This window comes from Kluyvera huaxiensis (assembly GCF_040149365.1).
GTDB lineage: Bacteria > Pseudomonadota > Gammaproteobacteria > Enterobacterales > Enterobacteriaceae > Kluyvera > Kluyvera intermedia_A.
Genome location: NZ_JBEFLV010000002.1, coordinates 357,749 through 377,774 on the forward strand (window position 1 = coordinate 357,749; position 20,026 = coordinate 377,774).

16 protein-coding genes are annotated in these 20,026 nt (G+C 54.5%); 9 read left to right on the forward strand and 7 right to left on the reverse strand.

What is annotated here, in order from left to right; translation table 11 throughout:
* Nucleotides 1–64 precede the first annotated feature (64 nt).
* Complete coding sequence (gene uxuA / locus ABOC97_RS03810; protein ID WP_349594265.1) at nt 65–1,255, forward strand: mannonate dehydratase; 1,191 nt, start codon at nt 65–67, stop codon at nt 1,253–1,255.
* Between the two features lie 92 nt (nt 1,256–1,347).
* Here uxuA and yeiP read toward each other — a convergent pair whose 3' ends face one another.
* Nucleotides 1,348–1,920, reverse strand: coding sequence for an elongation factor P-like protein YeiP (yeiP, locus tag ABOC97_RS03815; protein WP_061279423.1), 573 nt, complete (start codon nt 1,918–1,920; stop codon nt 1,348–1,350).
* 152 nt (nt 1,921–2,072) lie between these two features.
* Here yeiP and ABOC97_RS03820 point away from each other — a divergent pair, with 152 nt between their 5' ends.
* Entirely contained in the window at nt 2,073–2,327 is a 255-nt protein-coding gene (locus ABOC97_RS03820; protein WP_349594268.1) for a YkgJ family cysteine cluster protein, read from the forward strand.
* Here ABOC97_RS03820 and setB read toward each other — a convergent pair.
* Nucleotides 2,324–3,505: a sugar efflux transporter SetB gene (gene setB / locus ABOC97_RS03825; RefSeq protein ID WP_349594271.1), complete on the reverse strand. Its 1,182-nt coding sequence runs from the start codon at nt 3,503–3,505 to the stop codon at nt 2,324–2,326. The genes ABOC97_RS03820 and setB overlap by 4 nt on opposite strands.
* A gap of 361 nt (nt 3,506–3,866) precedes the next feature.
* Here setB and fruB point away from each other — a divergent pair, with 361 nt between their 5' ends.
* The 3 genes from fruB to fruA are packed head-to-tail and all read left to right on the forward strand — an operon-like array spanning nt 3,867 to nt 7,640.
* Nucleotides 3,867–4,997, forward strand: a complete 1,131-nt coding sequence (gene fruB, locus ABOC97_RS03830) for a fused PTS fructose transporter subunit IIA/HPr protein (RefSeq protein ID WP_349594274.1) — start codon at nt 3,867–3,869, stop codon at nt 4,995–4,997.
* On the forward strand, nt 4,998–5,936 hold the full coding sequence (gene fruK / locus ABOC97_RS03835) for a 1-phosphofructokinase (RefSeq protein ID WP_052285143.1): 939 nt from the start codon (nt 4,998–5,000) through the stop codon (nt 5,934–5,936).
* Between the two features lie 15 nt (nt 5,937–5,951).
* Nucleotides 5,952–7,640, forward strand: a complete 1,689-nt coding sequence (fruA, locus tag ABOC97_RS03840) for a PTS fructose transporter subunit IIBC (RefSeq protein WP_349594277.1) — start codon at nt 5,952–5,954, stop codon at nt 7,638–7,640.
* 95 nt (nt 7,641–7,735) lie between these two features.
* Here the strand turns inward: fruA and nfo are convergent, their stop codons facing one another.
* Nucleotides 7,736–8,593: a deoxyribonuclease IV gene (gene nfo, locus ABOC97_RS03845; protein ID WP_349594279.1), complete on the reverse strand. Its 858-nt coding sequence runs from the start codon at nt 8,591–8,593 to the stop codon at nt 7,736–7,738.
* A 66-nt stretch (nt 8,594–8,659) separates the two neighbouring features.
* Nucleotides 8,660–9,712 (reverse strand): YeiH family protein, encoded by a 1,053-nt coding sequence (locus tag ABOC97_RS03850; RefSeq protein WP_349594281.1) that lies wholly within the window; start codon nt 9,710–9,712, stop codon nt 8,660–8,662.
* Nucleotides 9,713–9,830: 118 nt separating this feature from the next.
* Between ABOC97_RS03850 and yieE the strand changes: the two genes are divergently transcribed.
* From yieE to cirA, 3 genes are all read left to right on the forward strand, one after another.
* Entirely contained in the window at nt 9,831–10,697 is an 867-nt protein-coding gene (yieE, locus tag ABOC97_RS03855) for a DNA-binding transcriptional regulator YeiE (RefSeq protein ID WP_349594284.1), read from the forward strand.
* Between the two features lie 134 nt (nt 10,698–10,831).
* Entirely contained in the window at nt 10,832–12,301 is a 1,470-nt protein-coding gene (locus tag ABOC97_RS03860; protein ID WP_234504146.1) for an amino acid permease, read from the forward strand.
* A gap of 310 nt (nt 12,302–12,611) precedes the next feature.
* Complete coding sequence (gene cirA, locus ABOC97_RS03865) at nt 12,612–14,579, forward strand: catecholate siderophore receptor CirA (protein ID WP_349594288.1); 1,968 nt, start codon at nt 12,612–12,614, stop codon at nt 14,577–14,579.
* 62 nt (nt 14,580–14,641) lie between these two features.
* Here the strand turns inward: cirA and ABOC97_RS03870 are convergent, their stop codons facing one another.
* Genes ABOC97_RS03870 through ABOC97_RS03880 form a run of 3 tightly spaced genes read right to left on the reverse strand, consistent with a single transcriptional unit; the run spans nt 14,642 to nt 18,928 of the window.
* Nucleotides 14,642–15,835, reverse strand: coding sequence for a glycoside hydrolase family 88 protein (locus ABOC97_RS03870; RefSeq protein ID WP_349594291.1), 1,194 nt, complete (start codon nt 15,833–15,835; stop codon nt 14,642–14,644).
* 18 nt (nt 15,836–15,853) lie between these two features.
* Nucleotides 15,854–17,119 (reverse strand): oligosaccharide MFS transporter, encoded by a 1,266-nt coding sequence (locus ABOC97_RS03875; protein ID WP_349594294.1) that lies wholly within the window; start codon nt 17,117–17,119, stop codon nt 15,854–15,856.
* A gap of 30 nt (nt 17,120–17,149) precedes the next feature.
* Complete coding sequence (locus ABOC97_RS03880; RefSeq protein WP_349594295.1) at nt 17,150–18,928, reverse strand: DUF2264 domain-containing protein; 1,779 nt, start codon at nt 18,926–18,928, stop codon at nt 17,150–17,152.
* A 187-nt stretch (nt 18,929–19,115) separates the two neighbouring features.
* On the opposite strand from ABOC97_RS03880, the gene ABOC97_RS03885 reads away from it, so the two are divergent.
* On the forward strand, nt 19,116–20,003 hold the full coding sequence (locus tag ABOC97_RS03885) for an AraC family transcriptional regulator (protein WP_349594298.1): 888 nt from the start codon (nt 19,116–19,118) through the stop codon (nt 20,001–20,003).
* Nucleotides 20,004–20,026 lie beyond the last annotated feature (23 nt).

Sequence of the window (20,026 nt, forward strand, 5' to 3'; positions counted from 1 at the left end):
AGCCTGTATGGTAGTCGTCATTAACAGTGATTTTATTGGTATAACAACTTTAGAGGGTTAGGCAATGGAACAAACCTGGCGTTGGTACGGTCCGAACGATCCGGTATCTCTTGATGATGTGCGTCAGGCTGGCGCGACGGGCGTTGTCACGGCATTGCACCACATTGCAAACGGTCTGGTATGGCCGGTTGAAGAAATCAAACAGCGCCAGGCGATGCTGGCTGAAAAAGGGCTGACCTGGTCCGTTGTTGAAAGTATTCCGGTGCACGAAGATATTAAAACTCACTCCGGTGAGTATAAGACCTGGATTGCGAACTATCAGCAGAGCATTCGCAACCTGGCAGAATGTGGCATCGATACCGTGTGCTACAACTTTATGCCAATCCTTGACTGGACGCGTACCGACCTTGAGTACACGCTGGAAGACGGTTCAAAAGCGCTGCGTTTTGACCAGATCGCGTTTGCCGCTTTCGAGCTGCATATCCTGAAGCGCGAAGGCGCGCAGAACGATTACACCGCAGAAGAGCAACGTCAGGCTCAGGCTTACTTCACCGCGATGAGCGAAGCAGAAGTCACTAAGCTGACCCGCAATATTATTGCTGGCCTGCCGGGCGCGGAAGAGGGCTACACCCTTGACCAGTTCCGTGCGCGTCTGGCCGAATACGATCACATCAGTAAAGAACAGCTGCGTGAAAACATGGCTGTGTTCCTGCGCGCGATTGTTCCGGTTGCGGAAGAAGTGGGCGTGCGTCTGGCCGTTCACCCGGACGATCCACCGCGTCCAATCCTCGGCCTGCCGCGTATTGTTTCGACTATCGAAGATATGCAGTGGCTGAAAGAGACCGTCGACAGCATCAATAACGGTTTCACGATGTGTACCGGTTCTTACGGCGTACGCGCTGATAACGATTTGGTGAAAATGATTGAAACCTTCGGCGATCGCATTCACTTCACGCACCTGCGTTCTACCTGTCGTGAAGAGAACCCGAAAACCTTCCACGAAGCTGCGCATTTGCAGGGCGACGTGAATATGGTTGCCGTCGTTGATGCTATTCTGACCGAAGAACAGCGTCGTAAGAAAGCTGGCGATTTGCGCCCAATTCCAATGCGTCCTGACCACGGTCATCAGATGCTGGACGACCTGAAGAAGAAAACCAACCCGGGTTACTCGGCGATTGGTCGCCTGAAAGGTCTGGCGGAAGTGCGCGGCGTTGAGCTGGCGCTGAAAACCACCAAGTTCCGCGACCTGCTGTAATTTCGCGAATCCCTTGAGTGGGAAAGTGACTGCAACAAGCAAAAAAGGACAACCAGCGGCTGTCCTTTTCTTTTACTGCACTTAGCCAGAGCTTAGTCTGCGCGGCACATATAGCGTTTTTCTTCGATATGGACGCGAATTTTTTCGCCGGTAGTCAGGTACTCAGGAACCTGGACAACCAGACCGGTGGTCAGGGTGGCTGGTTTGGTACGGGAGCTGGCGGATGCGCCTTTGATACCAGGTGCGGTTTCAACGATTTCCAGATCGACAGTCTGCGGCAGTTCCAGCGCCAGAACCTGGCCGTCCCACAGCAGAACCTGCATGTCCGGCATACCGCCTTCCGGGATAAACTGCAGTTCGTCAGCAATCTGGTCGTGCGCGAAGATATACGGGGTGTAGTCTTCTTTATCCATGAACACGTATTCGTTGCCGTCGATGTAGGAGAAGTCAACGAAGCGACGGTTCAGGGTCACGGTATCAACCATGTCATCGCCTTTAAAGCGCTCTTCAACTTTCAGACCGGTGCTGACGTCGGAAAAACGCATTTTGTACAGCGTTGCAGCGCCGCGGGCGCTCGGTGACTGAATATCAATGTTTTTTACAATCAGCAGTTTGCCGTTGTAATTCAGCACCATACCTTTTTTGATTTCGTTCGCTCTTGGCATTGCAATTATCCTGTGAAAAAGGGTGTCGAAAATATCGCGTAAAAGTACTCGTGCCGGGCGTTTCAGGCAAGAGGAATTAAAGGCTTTTGCTATCCCTGACTAAAAGGTGGTACTGTGCCCGACTGACCCAATATCCGAACAGAGAGCCCGCGATGGAATGTCGTCCCGACTGCGGCGCTTGCTGCACTGCACCTTCTATATCCAGCCCCATTCCCGGCATGCCTGACGGCAAACCTGCTAATACGCCCTGCATACAGCTAGACCAGCATCAACGCTGTAAAATTTTTGCTTCACCTCTACGCCCGAAAGTGTGCGCCGGGCTGCAGCCAGCACGTGATATGTGTGGCACAACCCGAATAGAGGCGATGACCTGGTTATTGCATCTGGAAGCGCTGACCGCGCCCTAAACGTCTTTAATCCGTACCAGACACGCCAGGGTGCTGACGCACAGCACCAGTGCAATCCAGAAAACGGTGTGATAGTTCCAGATTTCTGCCACGACGCCGGCCAGCGAACCGGCGATTATCCAGCCGACGCGTGAAGTATTGGCATACAGCGTAGTGGCCGAACCCGCTTGTCCCGGCATCAGATCCTGGAAATAAAGCATCCCAATCCCGCCGAGAATCCCAATATAAATAGCGTTCAACAGCTGCATCGCCAATAACAACGCAGGGCTGTCAAAGGTCAGCATACCGATGTAGAAGAGTAGACCGGCGACTGCCGCGATACGCATCAGGAAACGCTTCCCAAGGCGTTTAGCAAAGTATCCGGCAATCAGCATGGTCGGGATTTCCAGCCCGGCGGCGGTACCCATCATTATCCCCGCTAGCTTCTCTGGCAGATGCAGTTCGTTGATGATGTACAGCGGCATGTTGATGATATACAGGCTGTTAGTGCCCCACATCAGCGTACAAATCACACATAGCAGCAGGGTATCTTTGCGGTTAGAACGCGGAGCCTGGATACCGCCGCTGGCGGCGGCTTTTTCCTTGCGCATGGTGGGCAGGCAGAACCAGACCATCGCACCGCAGACGACAAAGGCTACAGCGGCGGACAGATACATGGTGGTAAAACCAAATCCCATCGCCAGCGCATACGCCAACGGTGGCCCGATGACCCACGCCAGTGAAACCTGGGCACGCATGATTGAACTGAACATCACCGCTTCGCGGCCGGTTTTGTCGGCGTGTTCGCGGGCAAGGGCGAACATCTGCGGGTTAGCAGTAGAACCAAAGCTGCTGAGGAACACGCCGACGAACAGCAAAATGAAGTAATTGCGGTTCCAGGCAAACAGCACGCAGGCCAGCACGCCCAGCAGGCAGCAGAAGACGATAAGGTTTTTACGGTCTCCGCGTTTATCGGAATAGCTGGCCAAAAACTGGCTGACAAAGATACCAATAATGGCGCTGCCGGTAAAAAAGAAGCCAACCATCGCCGGGCGGACGTGAACTTCATTGCTGAGGAACAGGCTCAGCGTGGGCGTCTGTAGGGCACCCGCAATGCCGGTCAAAAATGCGACAATCAGAAACGATGACGAGGTGAAATCAAACGATCGCCGTGGGGCGGCGGCGGTACTGTTTTGCATGTTGTTTTATCGGTCACTTTAGGAGAGGCGGGGAGTTTACGCCGCGACTCAGAAAATGAACAGTAACCTAAATCAAATTCGGCACTGAAAAATAAAAAACCATTTCAGAATTTAGCTTACGTCTTGCTGACGCAATCTGATGGCACTATCGTGCACTTCAGCAGATGTGGCGATAATGCTAATGAAATGTGCTGTGGATCTGATTTTTGCGATCAAGTTTGCTGCATAACTTGCAGGTTGATTAAGAAAGGCACAATATCAGTGAAACGTTTCAGCGTCGTCTTCAGCAAAACTCCTGTTAAGTACGGCGTTTTTTTCTCACAAAAGCTGAATCGATTCAATTCGAAGAGCGAGGGGAACCATGTTCCAGTTAACTGTTCAGGATATTCATCCCGGCCAGCAGGCCGTGAATAAAGAAGAAGCTATTCGGCAGGTTGCTGCGGCGCTGGTAAGCGCGGGCAATGTTGCTGAAGGTTACGTTGCCGGCATGCTGGCGCGTGAGCAACAAACTTCCACTTTCCTCGGCAATGGCATTGCCATTCCGCACGGCACCACTGATACCCGCGATCAGGTGCTGAAAACCGGCGTGCAGGTTTACCAGTTCCCGCAGGGTGTCACCTGGGGGGAAGGGCAGACGGCATACGTTGCGATTGGTATTGCCGCCAGCTCCGACGAGCACCTTGGCCTGCTGCGTCAGCTTACGCACGTGCTGAGCGATGACGCAGTGGCTGAACAGCTAAAAACCGCCACCACCGCCGAAGAACTGCGCGCGCTGTTGATGGGGGAGAAGCTTAGCGAAGCGCTGAAGCTCGATAACGACATGCTGTCGCTTGATGTGGCTGCCAGCGATCTGGTAACGCTGCAGGCGCTTAACGCCGCACGCCTGAAAGAAGCTGCGGCGGTTGATGCCAACTTTGTGGCACGCGTAATTAACGAACAGCCGCTGAATCTGGGCCAGGGTATCTGGCTTAGCGACAGCGCGGAAGGCAATTTGCGCAGCGCTATCGCAGTCAGCCGCGCGGCCACGCCGTTTAGCGTTGGCGAGGCTCAAGCCGCCGTGCTGATTACCGTAGCAATGGCTGATACTCAGCCGACAGCGGTACTGAATCGCCTGGTTAACCTGCTGCTGGACAATAAAGCTGAACGTCTGCTGAAAGCGGATGCCGCCACGCTGCTGGCGCTGCTGACCAGTGATGACGCCGCGGCTGAAGATGTGCTGAGCGATGAGTTCGTTATCCGTAACGAACATGGTCTGCACGCCCGTCCAGGCACCATGTTAGTGAATACCATCAAACAGTTTACCAGTGAAATTACCGTTACTAATCTCGACGGTAGCGGCAAACCAGCCAACGGACGCAGCCTGATGAAGGTTGTCGCGCTGGGTGTTAAAAAAGGACATCGTCTGCGCTTTACCGCTCAGGGTGATGATGCTCGTCAGGCGCTGGACGCCATTGGCGAAGCAATTGCTTCAGGCCTTGGGGAGGGCGCATAAATGAGCAGAAGAGTAGCCACAATTACCTTAAACCCGGCCTATGATTTGGTAGGGTTTACGCCAGAAGTTGAGCGCGGGGAAGTTAACCTGGTGCGCACGACCGGGCTGCACGCTGCGGGTAAAGGTATCAACGTCGCCAAAGTGCTGAAGGACTTAGGCATTGACGTGACCGTGGGCGGCTTCCTTGGCAAAGATAACCAGGATGGTTTTCAGCAGCTGTTCAGCGAGCTGGGCATTGCCAACCGCTTCCAGGTGGTGCAGGGCCGTACTCGTATTAACGTCAAGCTGACGGAAAAAGACGGCGAAGTGACCGATTTTAACTTCTCCGGCTTTGAAGTGACGCCAGCGGACTGGGAGCGTTTTGTTAACGATTCCCTGAGCTGGTTGGGTCAGTTCGACATGGTCTGCGTCAGCGGCAGTCTGCCAGCAGGCGTTAGCCCAGAAGCGTTCACCGACTGGATGACGCGTCTGCGCAGCCAGTGTCCGTGCATTATTTTCGACAGCAGCCGTGAAGCGCTGGTGGCGGGCCTCAAAGCCGCGCCGTGGTTAGTTAAACCAAACCGTCGCGAGCTGGAAATCTGGGCTGGCCGTAAGCTGCCTGAAATGAAAGACGTGATCGACGCCGCACACGCGCTGCGTGAACAAGGTATCGCCCACGTGGTTATCTCACTCGGCGCAGAAGGCGCGCTGTGGGTTAATGCTTCCGGCGAGTGGATTGCCAAGCCGCCTTCAGTAGAAGTTGTGAGTACAGTGGGTGCCGGTGATTCCATGGTGGGTGGCCTGATTTATGGTCTGCTGATGCGTGAATCCAGTGAGCACACCCTCCGTCTGGCAACGGCAGTCGCGGCGCTGGCGGTAAGCCAGAGCAACGTCGGCATCACCGATCGTACCCAGTTGGCCGCGATGATGGCGCGTGTCGACCTGAAACCCTTTAACTAACAGCGGGAGAGGCGTATGAAAACGCTGCTGATTATCGATGCTAAACTCGGACAGGCTCGTGCTTACATGGCGAAGACCCTGCTGGGTACAGCTGCGCAGAAAGCGCACCTGGAGTTGATTGATAACCCGAATGACGCCGATCTGGCGATTGTTCTGGGCTCTACTTTACCAGTCGATACTGCGCTGGTGGGCAAACAGGTTTACTTAGGCGACATCAACCGTGCGGTTTCGCATCCGGAGCTGTTCCTGAGCGAAGCCAAAGCGCATGCCAAACCGTATGAAGCTCCGGCTCAAGCGGAACCAACGGCTACCGGCACGGTGAAGCGCATTGTCGCAGTGACCGCCTGTCCGACAGGTGTGGCACATACCTTTATGGCGGCGGAAGCGATTGAAACCGAAGCCAAAAAACGTGGCCTGTGGGTGAAAGTAGAAACTCGCGGTTCAGTGGGCGCGGGCAATGCGATTACGCCAGAAGAAGTGGCAGAAGCTGACCTGGTTATCGTGGCGGCGGATATCGAGGTGGATCTGGCTAAGTTTGCCGGTAAACCAATGTACCGTACTACTACCGGGCTGGCGCTGAAGAAAACCGCGCAGGAACTTGATAAAGCGATCGTTGAGGCGAAACCGTATCAACCAGCGGGTCAAAGCCAAACCTCTAGCGATGCGGCGAAGAAAGAGAGCGGCGGCGGGGCGTATCGTCACCTGCTGACCGGTGTTTCTTACATGCTGCCGATGGTGGTGGCGGGCGGCCTGTGTATTGCGCTCTCCTTTGCTTTCGGTATTAAAGCCTTTGAAGTGAAAGGCACGCTGGCAGCGGCGCTGATGCAAATTGGCGGTGGTTCAGCCTTTGCTCTGATGGTGCCGGTACTGGCAGGTTTCATTGCTTTCTCCATCGCTGACCGTCCGGGTCTGACCCCTGGTCTTATCGGCGGTATGCTGGCGGTGAGCGGCGGTTCCGGCTTTATCGGCGGGATTATCGCGGGCTTCCTGGCCGGTTATGTGGCGAAACTTATCAGCACCAAGCTGAAGTTGCCGCCAAGCATGGAAGCGCTGAAGCCTATTCTGATTATCCCGCTGGTTTCCAGCCTGATTGTCGGCCTGGCGATGATTTACCTGATTGGTACTCCGGTTGCTGCACTGCTGAACTGGCTGACCCACTGGCTGCAAACCATGGGCACCGCGAATGCGGTACTGCTGGGCGCAATCCTCGGTGCGATGATGTGTACCGATATGGGTGGCCCGGTGAACAAAGCGGCATACGCTTTTGGCGTTGGCTTGCTGAGTACGCAAACCTACGCACCGATGGCAGCTATTATGGCGGCCGGTATGGTGCCACCGCTGGCGATGGGTATTGCGACCCTGGTTGCGCGTAAGAAATTCGATAAAGGTCAACGCGAAGGCGGTAAAGCGGCGCTGGTTCTGGGTCTGTGCTTTATCTCCGAAGGGGCTATTCCGTTCGCGGCTCGTGATCCAATGCGTGTTCTGCCATGCTGTATCATTGGCGGTGCAGTTACCGGCGCTATCTCCATGGCGGTAGGCGCGAAACTGATGGCACCGCACGGTGGTCTGTTCGTCCTGCTGATCCCTGGCGCCATTACCCCAGTGCTGGGCTACCTGGTGGCGATTGTTGTCGGTACGCTGGTCGCGGGCCTCTCCTACGCGGTGCTGAAACGCGCGGAAGGTGAAGTGGTCGCCAAAGCGTAAGTTTGTTCAGACGATAAAAAGGGCCGATGATTCGGCCCTTTTTTTATGTCTTCGTCTTGGGGAAACCGCTGCTGGCGGCTACGCGACCAAATGAATCAGGCGGCGGCAGACTCGGTTTGCTGCGCTTTCAGCCATGCAATCTCTTCAGCCCAGATATCCGGATTAATGGTTTCCAGCACCAGCGGAATACCGTCAAAGCGGCTATCCTGCATGATCCAGCGAAATGCATCGTGGCCAATATTGCCTTCACCCAGACTGTGGTGACGGTCAACCCGGCTGCCAAATGTACTTTTGGCATCGTTCAGGTGCATCCCGCGCAGATACTTAAAACCGACGATGCGTTCAAAGTCAGCAAAGGTTTCGGCACAGGCTTCGGTGGTACGCAGATCGTAACCTGCGGCAAACGCATGGCAGGTGTCGATGCAGACACCGACGCGAGATTTATCTTCAACGCCGTCGATAATCGCCGCCAGGTGCTCGAACTTAAAGCCGAGATTGCTGCCTTGCCCGGCGGTGTTCTCAATCACCGCCGTCACCCCTTCGGTTTGTGCCAGCGCAATGTTGATGGACTCGGCAATTCGCGCCAGACACTTATCTTCATCAATTTGCAGTAAATGGCTGCCCGGATGGAAGTTCAGCAACGTTAGCCCAAGCTGCTGACAGCGTGTCAGCTCGTCGATAAAGGCTTCGCGGGATTTTTCCAGCGCTTCTTCAACCGGATGGCCGAGGTTAATCAGGTAGCTGTCGTGGGGCAGGATTTGCGCGGAAGTGTAGTGATACTTTTCACATGCGGCTTTGAAATCGTCGATGATTTCCGTTGTCAGCGGTGCAGCGCGCCACTGGCGCTGATTTTTGGTGAACAGGGCGAATGCGGTCGCTTCGATTTCCGCTGCCCGAATAGCGGCATTAGCCAGTCCGCCTGCGGCGCTTACGTGCGCTCCAATGTATTTCATATAATTAAACCCGCCATACTCAAAAAGGGAGAGTATAGCGGGTTAGGGTAGGGGAGTCGTGCTCGTTTATGCCATCACGGTATGGATGGCGAAGTTAATTGCGCCGCCGCCCACAATCAGCCAGATGAACAGCACCAGCGCCATCAGCAGCGGTTTCGCACCGGCTTTTTTCAGCGCGCTGATATGGGTAGTGACCCCGAGTGCCGCCATTGCCATCGCCAGTAAAATGGTATCCAGCGTAATCAACATCTGCACCACGCTTTGCGGCAGCAGGTGGAACGAGTTGAAGATAGCCACCACGATAAACAGAATCGCGAACCATGGAATGGTGATTTTGCTTTTCTGCTCGGCGTTGGCCGGAGCCAGCTGTTTTACTCGGGCTGCCAGAATTAGCAGGAACGGAGCCAGCATCATGACGCGCAGCATTTTGGCAATCACTGCCGCGTTTTCCGCTTCCGGGCTGATGGCATGACCCGCTGCCACCACCTGGGCGACTTCATGCATGGTAGAACCGATATAGATGCCGTAGGTTTCCGGGCTAAACCAGTGCGCAACCAGCGGATACATGGCTGGATAGAGGAATATCGCCAGCGTCCCGAAGATAACCACCGTCGCCACGGCGACCGTCACTTTACTGGCTTCTGCTTTGACGACTGGCTCCGTCGCCAGAATCGCCGCCGCGCCGCAGATACTGCTGCCCGCACCAATCAGCCAACTGGTGTGTTTGTCCAGGCCAAAGACCTTCTGACCGAGCCAGCAGGCCATCAGGAAGGTGCTGGAAAGCGTCAGCACGTCAATCACGATCCCGCTGACGCCGACGTCAGCAATCTGCGAAAACGTCAGGCGAAAACCGTACAGAATGATCCCCAGTCGCAGCAGATGCTGCTTGGCGAAGATGACCCCGCCGTCACAGGACTGCCACAATTTCGGGTATACCGTGTTGCCGATGACCATCCCGAACAGAATAGCCAGCGTCAGCGCACTCATTCCCGCCCCGGCAATGGCTGGAACGCTGCCAGCCCATACCGCCGCGCCGGTAATGACTGCGGTGAGCGCAAGCCCAGGAATAAAGTGTTTGATGCTACGATGATGATGCGTCTGTAAGGTGACTTGTGTCATAACCTTCTCCTTTGTCTGGCTAAAAGGTTACGCTCGGCTGGTTAAAAGATAAAATTGATTATATATTTATAATTAATCGTAATAACTGGTAAGGGCGGCTCCGGCGGGCCGAAAAACTATGCATATCACGCTGCGGCAGTTGGAAGTTTTTGCAGAGGTGCTGAAAAGCGGCTCGACCACCCAGGCATCGCAGATGCTCGCGCTGTCGCAGTCGGCGGTTAGCGCGGCGCTGACCGACCTTGAAGGGCAGCTTGGCGTGCAGCTGTTTGACCGTGTCGGTAAACGACTGGTGGTTAATGAACACGGGCGCTTACTGTATCCGCGTGCGCTGGCGCTGCTGGAGCAGGCGAGCGAGATAGAACAGCTGTTCCGTGAAGATAACGGTGCCATCCGCGTCTATGCCAGTAGCACCATCGGTAACTATATTCTGCCGGGCGTGATTGCGCGCTATCGCAAAGATTTCCCCTCGCTACCGCTTGAACTCAGCGTCGGCAATAGTCAGGACGTGATTAACGCGGTCGCTGATTTCCGCGTGGATATCGGGCTGATTGAAGGGCCGTGTCATTCTGCTGACATCATTGCTGAACCCTGGCTCGAAGATGAACTGGTAGTTTTTTCCGCCCCTAACAGCGCCTGGCTACAAGGGGAGGTTACGCTCGACGCGCTGGCGAAGGTGCCGTGGATCCTGCGTGAAAAAGGCTCGGGCACGCGTGAAATTGTCGACTATCTGCTGCTTTCTCATCTGCCTCAATTCCACATGGGCATGGAGCTGGGCAACTCTGAAGCTATCAAACATGCGGTTCGTCACGACCTCGGTATCAGCTGTTTATCCCGCCGGGTTATCGCGGAACAGCTGGCGGCCGGCTCGTTAGTTGAAGTGACGATCCCGCTGCCGACCTTAAGCCGCACCCTGTGGCGTATCCATCATCGGCAAAAACATCTCTCCAACGCGTTAAGGCGTTTTCTTCATTACTGCAATACCTAAACCGGCGTGCGGATGCTTTACTTATAATAAGGGAGCGATCATGAAGCTCTCTTATAACTGCGCATTTCTGCCGTGAGATGCCCGAATCGTCTGTTACAATCGCGCCTCATTTTTTGGATGGATAGCATTTTCACATGGGTTCCGAAACAAAAACCACACAAGCGCCCGCGCTACGTCGCGAACTCAAGGCGCGCCATCTGACGATGATCGCCATTGGCGGTTCTATCGGTACAGGTCTGTTTGTTGCGTCCGGTGCGACAATTTCTCAGGCGGGCCCTGGCGGCGCGCTGTTTTCCTATATCCTGATTGGCCTGATGGTGTACTTCCTGATGACCAGTCTGGGCGAACTGGCGGCATATATGCCGGTATCCGGTTCTTTTGCGACCTACGGCCAGAACTATGTTGAAGAAGGCTTCGGCTTCGCGCTGGGCTGGAACTATTGGTACAACTGGGCAGTGACCATCGCCGTTGACCTGGTGGCGGCACAGCTGGTGATGAACTGGTGGTTCCCGGATACGCCGGGTTGGATCTGGAGTGCGCTGTTCCTGTGCGTCATCTTCCTGCTGAACTACATCTCGGTTAAAGGCTTCGGCGAAGCAGAGTACTGGTTCTCGCTGATTAAAGTCGCGACCGTCATTATCTTTATCATCGTCGGTATCATGATGATCCTCGGTATCTTCAAAGGGGCACAGCCGGTTGGCTGGAGTAACTGGACAACGGGCGACGCACCGTTTGCCGGTGGGTTCTCCGCGATGATTGGCGTGGCGATGATTGTCGGTTTCTCCTTCCAGGGTACCGAACTGATTGGTATTGCGGCGGGCGAATCTGAAGATCCAGAGAAGAATATTCCGCGCGCGGTGCGTCAGGTATTCTGGCGAATCCTGCTGTTCTATGTGTTCGCGATCCTGATTATCAGCCTGATTATTCCGTACACCGATCCAAGCCTGCTGCGCAACGATGTAAAAGACATCTCCGTGAGCCCGTTCACGCTGGTGTTCCAGCATGCCGGTCTGCTGTCTGCGGCAGCCATAATGAATGCGGTTATCCTGACGGCGGTACTGTCGGCGGGTAACTCCGGGATGTACGCGTCTACCCGTATGCTTTACACCCTGGCCTGCGATGGCAAAGCGCCGCGCATTTTCTCCAAACTGTCTCGCGGTGGTGTGCCACGTAATGCGTTGTACGCGACGACCGTGATTGCGGGTCTGTGCTTCCTGACTTCCATGTTCGGCAACCAGACGGTCTACCTGTGGCTGCTGAATACCTCCGGGATGACCGGCTTTATCGCCTGGTTGGGGATTGCCATTAGCCACTATCGCTTCCGTCGTGGCTATGTGATGCAGGGGCACGATATTAATAATCTGCCATACCGTTCAGGGTTCTTCCCGCTGGGGCCGATTTTTGCCTTCGTTCTGTGCCTGATTATCACTCTGGGCCAGAACTACGAAGCATTCCTCGCCGATACCATTGATTGGGGCGGCGTTGCGGCAACCTACATCGGTATCCCGCTGTTCCTGATTATCTGGTTCGGCTATAAGCTGTCTCGCGGTACGCACTTCGTGAGCTACAGCGAAATGCACTTCCCAGAGCGCTTTAAGAAATAATTCGCCATTCTTACAACGCATCATAAACCTCTCCCCGGAGAGGTTTTTTTATGTCTTCCATCCATGGGAATGACACTGTTTATTACTTCCTGACATAACTTTAAATAACATTAATTGATAATTGTTATCATTACGTTTATCATCTTCTCCCATACAAAAGGATGAAGCCACTTCCTCTCCTGGCTGGATAACAGGCTGAGGGGACTAGCCACATCTGCAAAAAATAGGCCGCCGGTCAGCGGTTTCGAAGTAGCACGTGTGAGTAAAACCTCTTTGTTTTAATTCAGTATTAACCTCATGGAGAAATGGAATGTTTAGGTTAAACCCCTTCGTTCGGGGCGGGCTGTGTGCGTCCGTAATGTCCCTGGCGCTGCCTGTCGGCGCTGCAGATGATAATGAAGTTATGGTCGTTACGGCGGCTGCCACCGAGCAAAGCGTGAAGGATGCGCCTGCCAGCATCAGCGTGATCACTCAGGAAGATCTGCAACGTAAACCGGTGCAAAACCTGAAAGATGTGCTGAAGGAAGTTCCGGGCGTACAGCTCACCAATGAAGGGGATAACCGTAAGGGAGTCAGCATTCGCGGCCTCGACAGCAGCTACACCCTGATTCTGATTGATGGGAAGCGCGTGAACTCGCGTAACGCCGTCTTCCGTCACAACGATTTTGACCTGAACTGGATCCCAGTTGACGCCATCGAACGTATCGAAGTGGTGCGCGGTCCGATGTCCTCGCTGTACGGCTCGGATGCGCTGGGCGGCGTGGTCAATATCATCACCAAAAAAATTGGTGCGAAGTGGACGGGAACCATTACCGCGGACAGCACCATTCAGGAACATCGCGATCGCGGCGATACCTGGAACGGCCAGTTCTTTACCTCCGGCCCGCTGATTGACGGCCTGTTGGGGATGAAGGCCTTCGGTAGCTTGTCGAAACGCGAGAAGGACGATCCGCAGACCTCTAACACCACGGCCACCGGCGACACGCCGCGTATCGAAGGCTTCACCAGCCGCGATGGCAACGTTGAGCTTGCATGGACGCCAAATGAGAACAACGACATCACTGCCGGTTATGGCTTTGACCGCCAGGACCGCGAATCCGACTCGCTCGACCGCAACCGTCTCGAGCGCCAGAACTACTCCTTAAGCCATAACGGACGTTGGGATCTTGGTACCAGCGAGCTGAAGTACTATGGCGAGAAAGTGGCTAACAAGAACCCAGGCAATGCCAGCGAAATTACCTCCGAAAGTAATACCATCGATGGTAAATACGTGCTGCCGCTGGGCGTGATTAACCAGCTGGTGACCTTTGGCGGCGAATGGCGCCACGATGAGCTTAAGGATCCGGTAAACCTGACCGGCGGCTCCAGCAGCAAAACGTCCGCCAGTCAGTACGCGCTGTTTGTTGAAGACGAGTGGCGGATCTTCGAACCGCTGGCACTGACCACCGGTATCCGTATGGATGATCACGAAACCTACGGCGATCACTGGAGCCCGCGTGCTTACCTCGTCTATAACGCCACCGACACGGTGACGGTAAAAGGCGGCTGGGCGACGGCATTTAAAGCGCCATCGCTGCTGCAGCTGAGCCCGGATTGGACGACCAACTCCTGCCGCGGCGGCTGCCGCATCGTTGGTAGCCCGGATCTGAAGCCGGAAACCAGCGAAAGCTTCGAAGTGGGTCTCTACTATCAGGGAGAAGAGGGCTGGCTGGATGGTGTTCAGGCAAGCGTGACCACCTTCCAGAATGATATTGACGATATGATCAATATCAACCGTACCCGTGATAAGAACGCGGCGCCGGGCTATCCGAACTTTGTCGGTTTTGAAAACGGTGTTCCGGTATTCGCCTACTATAACGTCAACAAAGCGCGTATTCGCGGCGTTGAATCCGAGCTGAAGGTGCCGTTTGGCGATGAATGGAAAGTAACGCTGAACTACACCTATAACGATGGCCGCGATTTGAGCAACGGTGGCGACAAGCCGCTGCAGGAGCTGCCGTTCCATACCGGTAATGGTCGTCTCGACTGGACGCCGGTGCAGGACTGGTCATTCTACCTGGCGGCAAGCTATACCGGTCAGCAGCGCGCAACCAGCGCAACGGCTAAAACACCTGGCGGTTATACCACCTGGGATCTCGGCGGTGCATGGCAGGCAACGAAAGATGTCAAACTGCGCGCCGGCGTGCTGAACCTTGGGGATAAAGACCTCAAGCGTGACGATTACAGCTATAACGAAGATGGCCGCCGCTACTTTATGGCGGTGGATTACCGCTTCTAAGCTGTTCTTTTAGCGTGCACTAAACCCGGGCAAGCGAAGCGCCCCCGGGAATTCACCGTATATTACCAGTAGCTATGCCAGTTCTTTGTGGCGCGGGTTATCGCTTCCATCAGGAAGTAATCTCCCCAGCTACAGCACTCGTCAACGCCCACACCGCCTTTGAAGTAATAGACCGAATGCTTCAACAGCCCTTGTCCCGGCGCATGTTCCCGGTTGACGTAGTCGTCGAGCATATTGCCAATCATCCGCAGCGCTAAGGTTTCATAACTTTCTCTATCCGGATGGGTTAACGGAAGGTGCTTCACCAGCTCCAGCAGGGCGCAGGCGACAATCGCTGCCGCCGAGCTATCGCGTTCACTACCAGGGGCGGTGAGCGCCAGATCCCAGTAGCAAATCAAATCGTCTGGAAGACGGTTAAGGTAATAGTTTGCCAGCGTCTGGCTCAGCTCCAGCAGCCGTTTATCGTCGGTATGCAGGTAGTTCAGCAGGAAACCGTAAATTCCCCAAGCCTGACCACGCGCCCAACATGAGTCATCGGAAAATCCCTGATGCGTGTTGCCAAAACGCGGCGCACCGGTCTCCACATCCATATACCAGGTATGGAACGTGGAGCCATCCTCGCGCACGATATAGCGACGAGCCTGCTCAATATGCTGTTTCGCCGCAGCTGCATAGCGCGGGTCGCCGCTGGCCTGACTCGCCTGATACAGCAGCGGCAGGTTCATGTTGCAGTCGATAATCATCCGGCCTTGCTGTTCTGGGTTATTCAGCTCTCCCCACGCCTGAATAATTCCCGCTTTCTCGTTATAGCGCTCCATTAGCGCTTCGGCGGCGAGTAGGGCAATGTAACCGGCCTCGCGATTACCGGTCAGACGCTGGCCCGCCACGCAGGAGAGGCTGTAAAGAAAACCCAGGTCGTGGTGGTTGGTGTGATCGCGGTTGATGATTCGCTTGCCGAAGGAATGGATATGCTGCTCAGCCAGCGCGCGGTAGTGCGCCTCGCCGGTCCATTCGTAGGCTAACCACAGCTGCCCGGTCCAGAAGCTGGTGGTCCATTCAATGTTATCAATCACCGGATAGAAACCGTTTTCGCAGGCGGCATCCGGGAAACGTTGACCGAAATAGTCGGCGTTAGCGTCGATGGCTTTCAGCAATGAGGGCATTATCCCACGGATTTTCTGGCTAATCTCTTCTCGCTCTCCTGGCTTCAGGGTATGCAAAGCCAGGGGTTCTTTGTTGATCGTTTCAGAGGTCATGCGGTGCTATTCCCTTTTTTAATTAAGCGCTTGCTGTTTGATTTCCGGCTCCAGCGCCGTTTTGCGATGGCTGTAGCAGGTCGATAAGGTAAGGGTCGATACGCCGGTGAAGATGAGCGCAATGATCCCCATGATCAGATAGGTATGTTCAAAACCGATGGTTTGATAGGCATAGCCCGCCGGTGGCGCGACGACGATAGAGCCGACGTAAATCATCGCCTGATAGCCCAGCAGATACATGGTGGCGTTGACGCGCTTGTCGAAATGCTCGGCGATATATTTGAAGACCGAGACCAGAATAAGTGCTATTTCGATGCCGTAGAGCGGTTTCACCAGGCAGATAATCAGCGGGTCACTAGTTAGGCCGGAGATAATCAGGCGCAGGCTGATGACCAGACCGGTTAATAACATTCCCTGCTTGGCGCCGATGCGGTTAATAATCGAAGGAACCAGCATCATGCCGAAGAATTCGGCTGCCGACTGTGCGGTGCTCATGTAGCCAAACATGGCATTGCCTTCTTCCTTAGTGGCAAAGAAGGTGACGAAGTAGCGGGAGAACTGCTGTTCGGCAATAAACATCATCCACGCCACGCCGGCGATATACAGCGAGAACATCCAGAACTTGCGGTTGGCCAGCAGGTGCAGCACGTCGGTAATGACGATCTTCTCTTTTGACAGGACGTCGTTATCCTCTTTACCGAAGTGGTCAACCTGCAGGGTCAGCAGCACGGCGAACATACAGAGTGCTGACACGCTGCTGATGGCGAAGTTAATCTTTGGCGAAATGTTATACAAGAAGCCTGAAAACGATGACGCCGTTGCCCAGCCAAGGGCTGCCCACATACGGATGCGGCCAAATTCCATGTTATAGAGGCGGCTAAAACGGTCGACGTAGGACTCTTCCGCCGCCACGCCTGCATACCAGCCGAGACTAAAGAACAGCGCCCCGACGATCATTCCGCTGATGAAATGGGTTTGCAGCAGCGGGAGATAGATCCAGATATAGAACGGTGCCATCAGCGCGGAGATGATGCAGACAAAATAAAGCAGATGCTTCTTCATGCCGATTTTGTCCATTATGTAGCCGTACACCGGCTTTATCACTACGGCAAAAACACCATTTACGGCAAATACGGTACCGATTTCTACAGCGTCCAGCCCGGCCTTATCGCCAAGCCAGATGGCGTACAGGCCGAAGCTCGCCGCCCAGGTAAAGGTAAACAGAAAAACAAACAGGCTTAACTTTATATATGCTGAACGTGTCGACTGAATTGTTGTTGTCATTACGGTCTCCGCCGTTAATCAGGGGTCAGGTTATACAATCGTGAGCGAGGTGCCGTTCACGGTGAGCTGCTGGGTTGAATGCGTAAAATGGATGGTTTCTGGCAGCGCCTGCGCCGCACCGGGATCGGCGTTGACGAAGCAGGCCAGCCAGTGCGTCCCAGCGCCAAGCTGCGTAGATAAGCAAGGAATATCAGCCGGTGCAGCGTACAGCAGATTGCTGTTGGGCGGTGTCGTGATGAGCAGCGCCTGCCGAGCGCCGCTGAGGTTAACAATCTGACTAAAGTCACGCGTTGTTTCGACGGTGACGGCATCAGGGGTAGATGTCAGGCGCCTTTGCATATGATGATTGGCCGCGAAGCCGCCTTCGACGCAGGAAAGCGGGCGTGGCGTGGTGACGCGGTGGATACGGATATGGCCGCTTTGCTGCGGAATAAGCCAACTGGTGACGGCCACGTCATTCCATGGTCGCCACTCGCTGCGTACCCATTCATGGCTGGCCGACACGCTGTCGCATTCGCGGCGGCCGCGATAGTAATCATCGCCGTTGCTAAATAGCAGCATTGAGTCGACGGCAGCATGGTTCAGGCCGTAGCGCCCGCGTTCGAGGGTGAAACCAAATTGGCTTGAGTAGGCGAATTTGCAGTACTTTTGCTCAAAATTGACGAAGTTGTTCTTATCAAATTGGCCCGACATTAACATCCATGCGTGGCGATTTTCTGCACTGTGCACGATGATTTGCCCTGCTTCGGGGACCGGATGAATGGCGTCAAGCGCTGGCAGCGGCTCGCATTCGGCCTGCCAGAATGCGCTTTTTTCCGGCAGCGCCAGTATCAGCATCGCTTTAAGCGCCCAGTAGGGCGAGCCGGGGCTGTTGTAGTCTTCGGCCATAATCAGGTTGGGATAGCTGTAACCAATGCTAAACAGCCCGTCAGCGTTGATAAACGGCTGCTCTAGCCAGCTGTCGAGGTGGCGCAAAATCAACCCTTTCACGATACCTGGCGTAAAGACATCAAGTTCGGTAAAGGCCACCGCGCTCCAGAACGCGACCTGCACAAAACGATAGGTCAGACTGCGGCCAAACGGAATACCCGCACCATCGGCAGTAAAGTAGTAGACATAATCTTTAGCAAACTGCTGCGCGCGCTGGCGATAACGCAGACAGCGCTCTGGGTCGACATCCTGCATAAAGTGGCTGTAGAGCAGGCTGTAAAAGTGAAAGCCGCTGGAGATGTAGTAGTCGCGCGGCTTGCCTTCGCCATCACAATACCAACCATTTCCCAGCCAAAAGGGTTCAATGGCGTCGAGGTGGCGGTTAATCACCGCCATATCGTATTCACGCCCGACGGACTTCAGGCCAACCTGAATCAACGCTGGGAAAAAGTGCCAGTTATTATTTGGCACTTCCACCTCAGCGCTCTGAGAAAGCCAACGCACGAGATTATTCTGTTCAGCTTTTGTCTGCTGTGACCATAGCGGTGTTTGCAGAGCCAGCCCGAGACCGAATGCGGCCATTTCCACGCAGCGCTGATCGTTATCGCCGACCTCGCCCCAGTAGCTAGGGTGCTGCGGATTACAACCGTTGCGTAGGCCGGTAAGAAATGTCTCCTGCCATTCGGGTGTGGTACCCCCGCTCATCAGCGGAAACAGGCCCCACAGCAGACGAACAAATCCCTCCATGCCGGCCACGTCTTCCGGATACTGTGCGGCGGTATTGCCGGCATGAAGCCGTGTGCAATCGGCGCTGAGGTAGGGGAGAGCCGCCGCTATCCATTGCTGTACTAAGGCACTGTAATGTTGTTTCGTCCGCATAATGAAATCCCGTTTCAGACCGTTGATGACGGATGAATAATAGGAAGTTGCGGCAGCCGACAAATGTGATTGTGCTCGTACTTTTACGCATCATAGGTAATTAAAAATAATTTTATGGCGTAATTTAGGTCAAAAGTTTTATTTCAATGATGAAAATATAAGTTTATTAACATGCGAGGCTGACGCCATGACACCCTCCGGACGCACGGAAGACACCACCTATCTTGAGCAGATCCACCTCAACGATAAGTCTATTTATTTCAACCGAATGCAAAATATGCCGGCCAACTATTATCACTGGCATCAGTGTGCGGAAATTCTTTCGGTATCGCGTGGCGTGGGCATTGCGCTTATGGAACACCAGCAATATACGGTGAAACCGGGCCGGTTATTTATCTTCCCGCCCGGCAAGCTGCATAAGGTGTTCGTCGAGCAGGACGAGCGCAATGTTTATCACCGAACCACGCTGCACTTTAACTCCGTGTTGCTGGAGCCGTGGCTGCGTGATTTTCCTCGTCAGCAAATGCTGTTACGTCAACTGTGTGGCCGTGGAGAAAAGGCGCGGGTCTTTGATGTCGGCGACTTACAGCCGGTGATTGAGACGCTATTGCAGCGTTTTGAAGCCCTCACCCGTGAAGCGAGCTGGAGCACCAGCGACAGCGCTTTTTTGATTATGCAGCTGATTAGCCTGTTACCACAGCAGGAGCAGGCGGCAGGGCATAACACATTTTCCTCCACCATTATCCGCTGGCTGGAAACACACTATCATCAGCGCTGTTCGTTGGAAGAGATTGCGACGGCGATGGGCTGTTCGCGCGGACACACCTCGCGGCGATTTCACGATGAAACCGGCGGGACGATTCAGGAATATTTGATGATGCGGCGGATACGCCAGGCCTGCGAACTGCTGCTGCATTCAAAGCATTCGGTGCGGGAGATTGCGCAACGGGTCGGGTTTACCGAGTATGCGTGGTTTATTACCTGTTTCCGTAAGAATATGGGAAAAACGCCGTTACAGTATCGGAAGGCCTATCCCTACACGTTAGCGGATGAGCAGGAAAACTCAGCGATCTAGGCCTGATAGCACAAGGCTTATCA

Coding starts and splice junctions, on each gene's coding strand:
- uxuA (WP_349594265.1), top strand. CDS start 65: ATGGAACAAACCTGGCGTTGGTACGGTCCGAACGATCCGGTATCTCTT.
- yeiP (WP_061279423.1), bottom strand. CDS start 1,920: ATGCCAAGAGCGAACGAAATCAAAAAAGGTATGGTGCTGAATTACAAC.
- ABOC97_RS03820 (WP_349594268.1), top strand. CDS start 2,073: ATGGAATGTCGTCCCGACTGCGGCGCTTGCTGCACTGCACCTTCTATA.
- setB (WP_349594271.1), bottom strand. CDS start 3,505: ATGCAAAACAGTACCGCCGCCGCCCCACGGCGATCGTTTGATTTCACC.
- fruB (WP_349594274.1), top strand. CDS start 3,867: ATGTTCCAGTTAACTGTTCAGGATATTCATCCCGGCCAGCAGGCCGTG.
- fruK (WP_052285143.1), top strand. CDS start 4,998: ATGAGCAGAAGAGTAGCCACAATTACCTTAAACCCGGCCTATGATTTG.
- fruA (WP_349594277.1), top strand. CDS start 5,952: ATGAAAACGCTGCTGATTATCGATGCTAAACTCGGACAGGCTCGTGCT.
- nfo (WP_349594279.1), bottom strand. CDS start 8,593: ATGAAATACATTGGAGCGCACGTAAGCGCCGCAGGCGGACTGGCTAAT.
- ABOC97_RS03850 (WP_349594281.1), bottom strand. CDS start 9,712: ATGACACAAGTCACCTTACAGACGCATCATCATCGTAGCATCAAACAC.
- yieE (WP_349594284.1), top strand. CDS start 9,831: ATGCATATCACGCTGCGGCAGTTGGAAGTTTTTGCAGAGGTGCTGAAA.
- ABOC97_RS03860 (WP_234504146.1), top strand. CDS start 10,832: ATGGGTTCCGAAACAAAAACCACACAAGCGCCCGCGCTACGTCGCGAA.
- cirA (WP_349594288.1), top strand. CDS start 12,612: ATGTTTAGGTTAAACCCCTTCGTTCGGGGCGGGCTGTGTGCGTCCGTA.
- ABOC97_RS03870 (WP_349594291.1), bottom strand. CDS start 15,835: ATGACCTCTGAAACGATCAACAAAGAACCCCTGGCTTTGCATACCCTG.
- ABOC97_RS03875 (WP_349594294.1), bottom strand. CDS start 17,119: ATGACAACAACAATTCAGTCGACACGTTCAGCATATATAAAGTTAAGC.
- ABOC97_RS03880 (WP_349594295.1), bottom strand. CDS start 18,928: ATGCGGACGAAACAACATTACAGTGCCTTAGTACAGCAATGGATAGCG.
- ABOC97_RS03885 (WP_349594298.1), top strand. CDS start 19,116: ATGACACCCTCCGGACGCACGGAAGACACCACCTATCTTGAGCAGATC.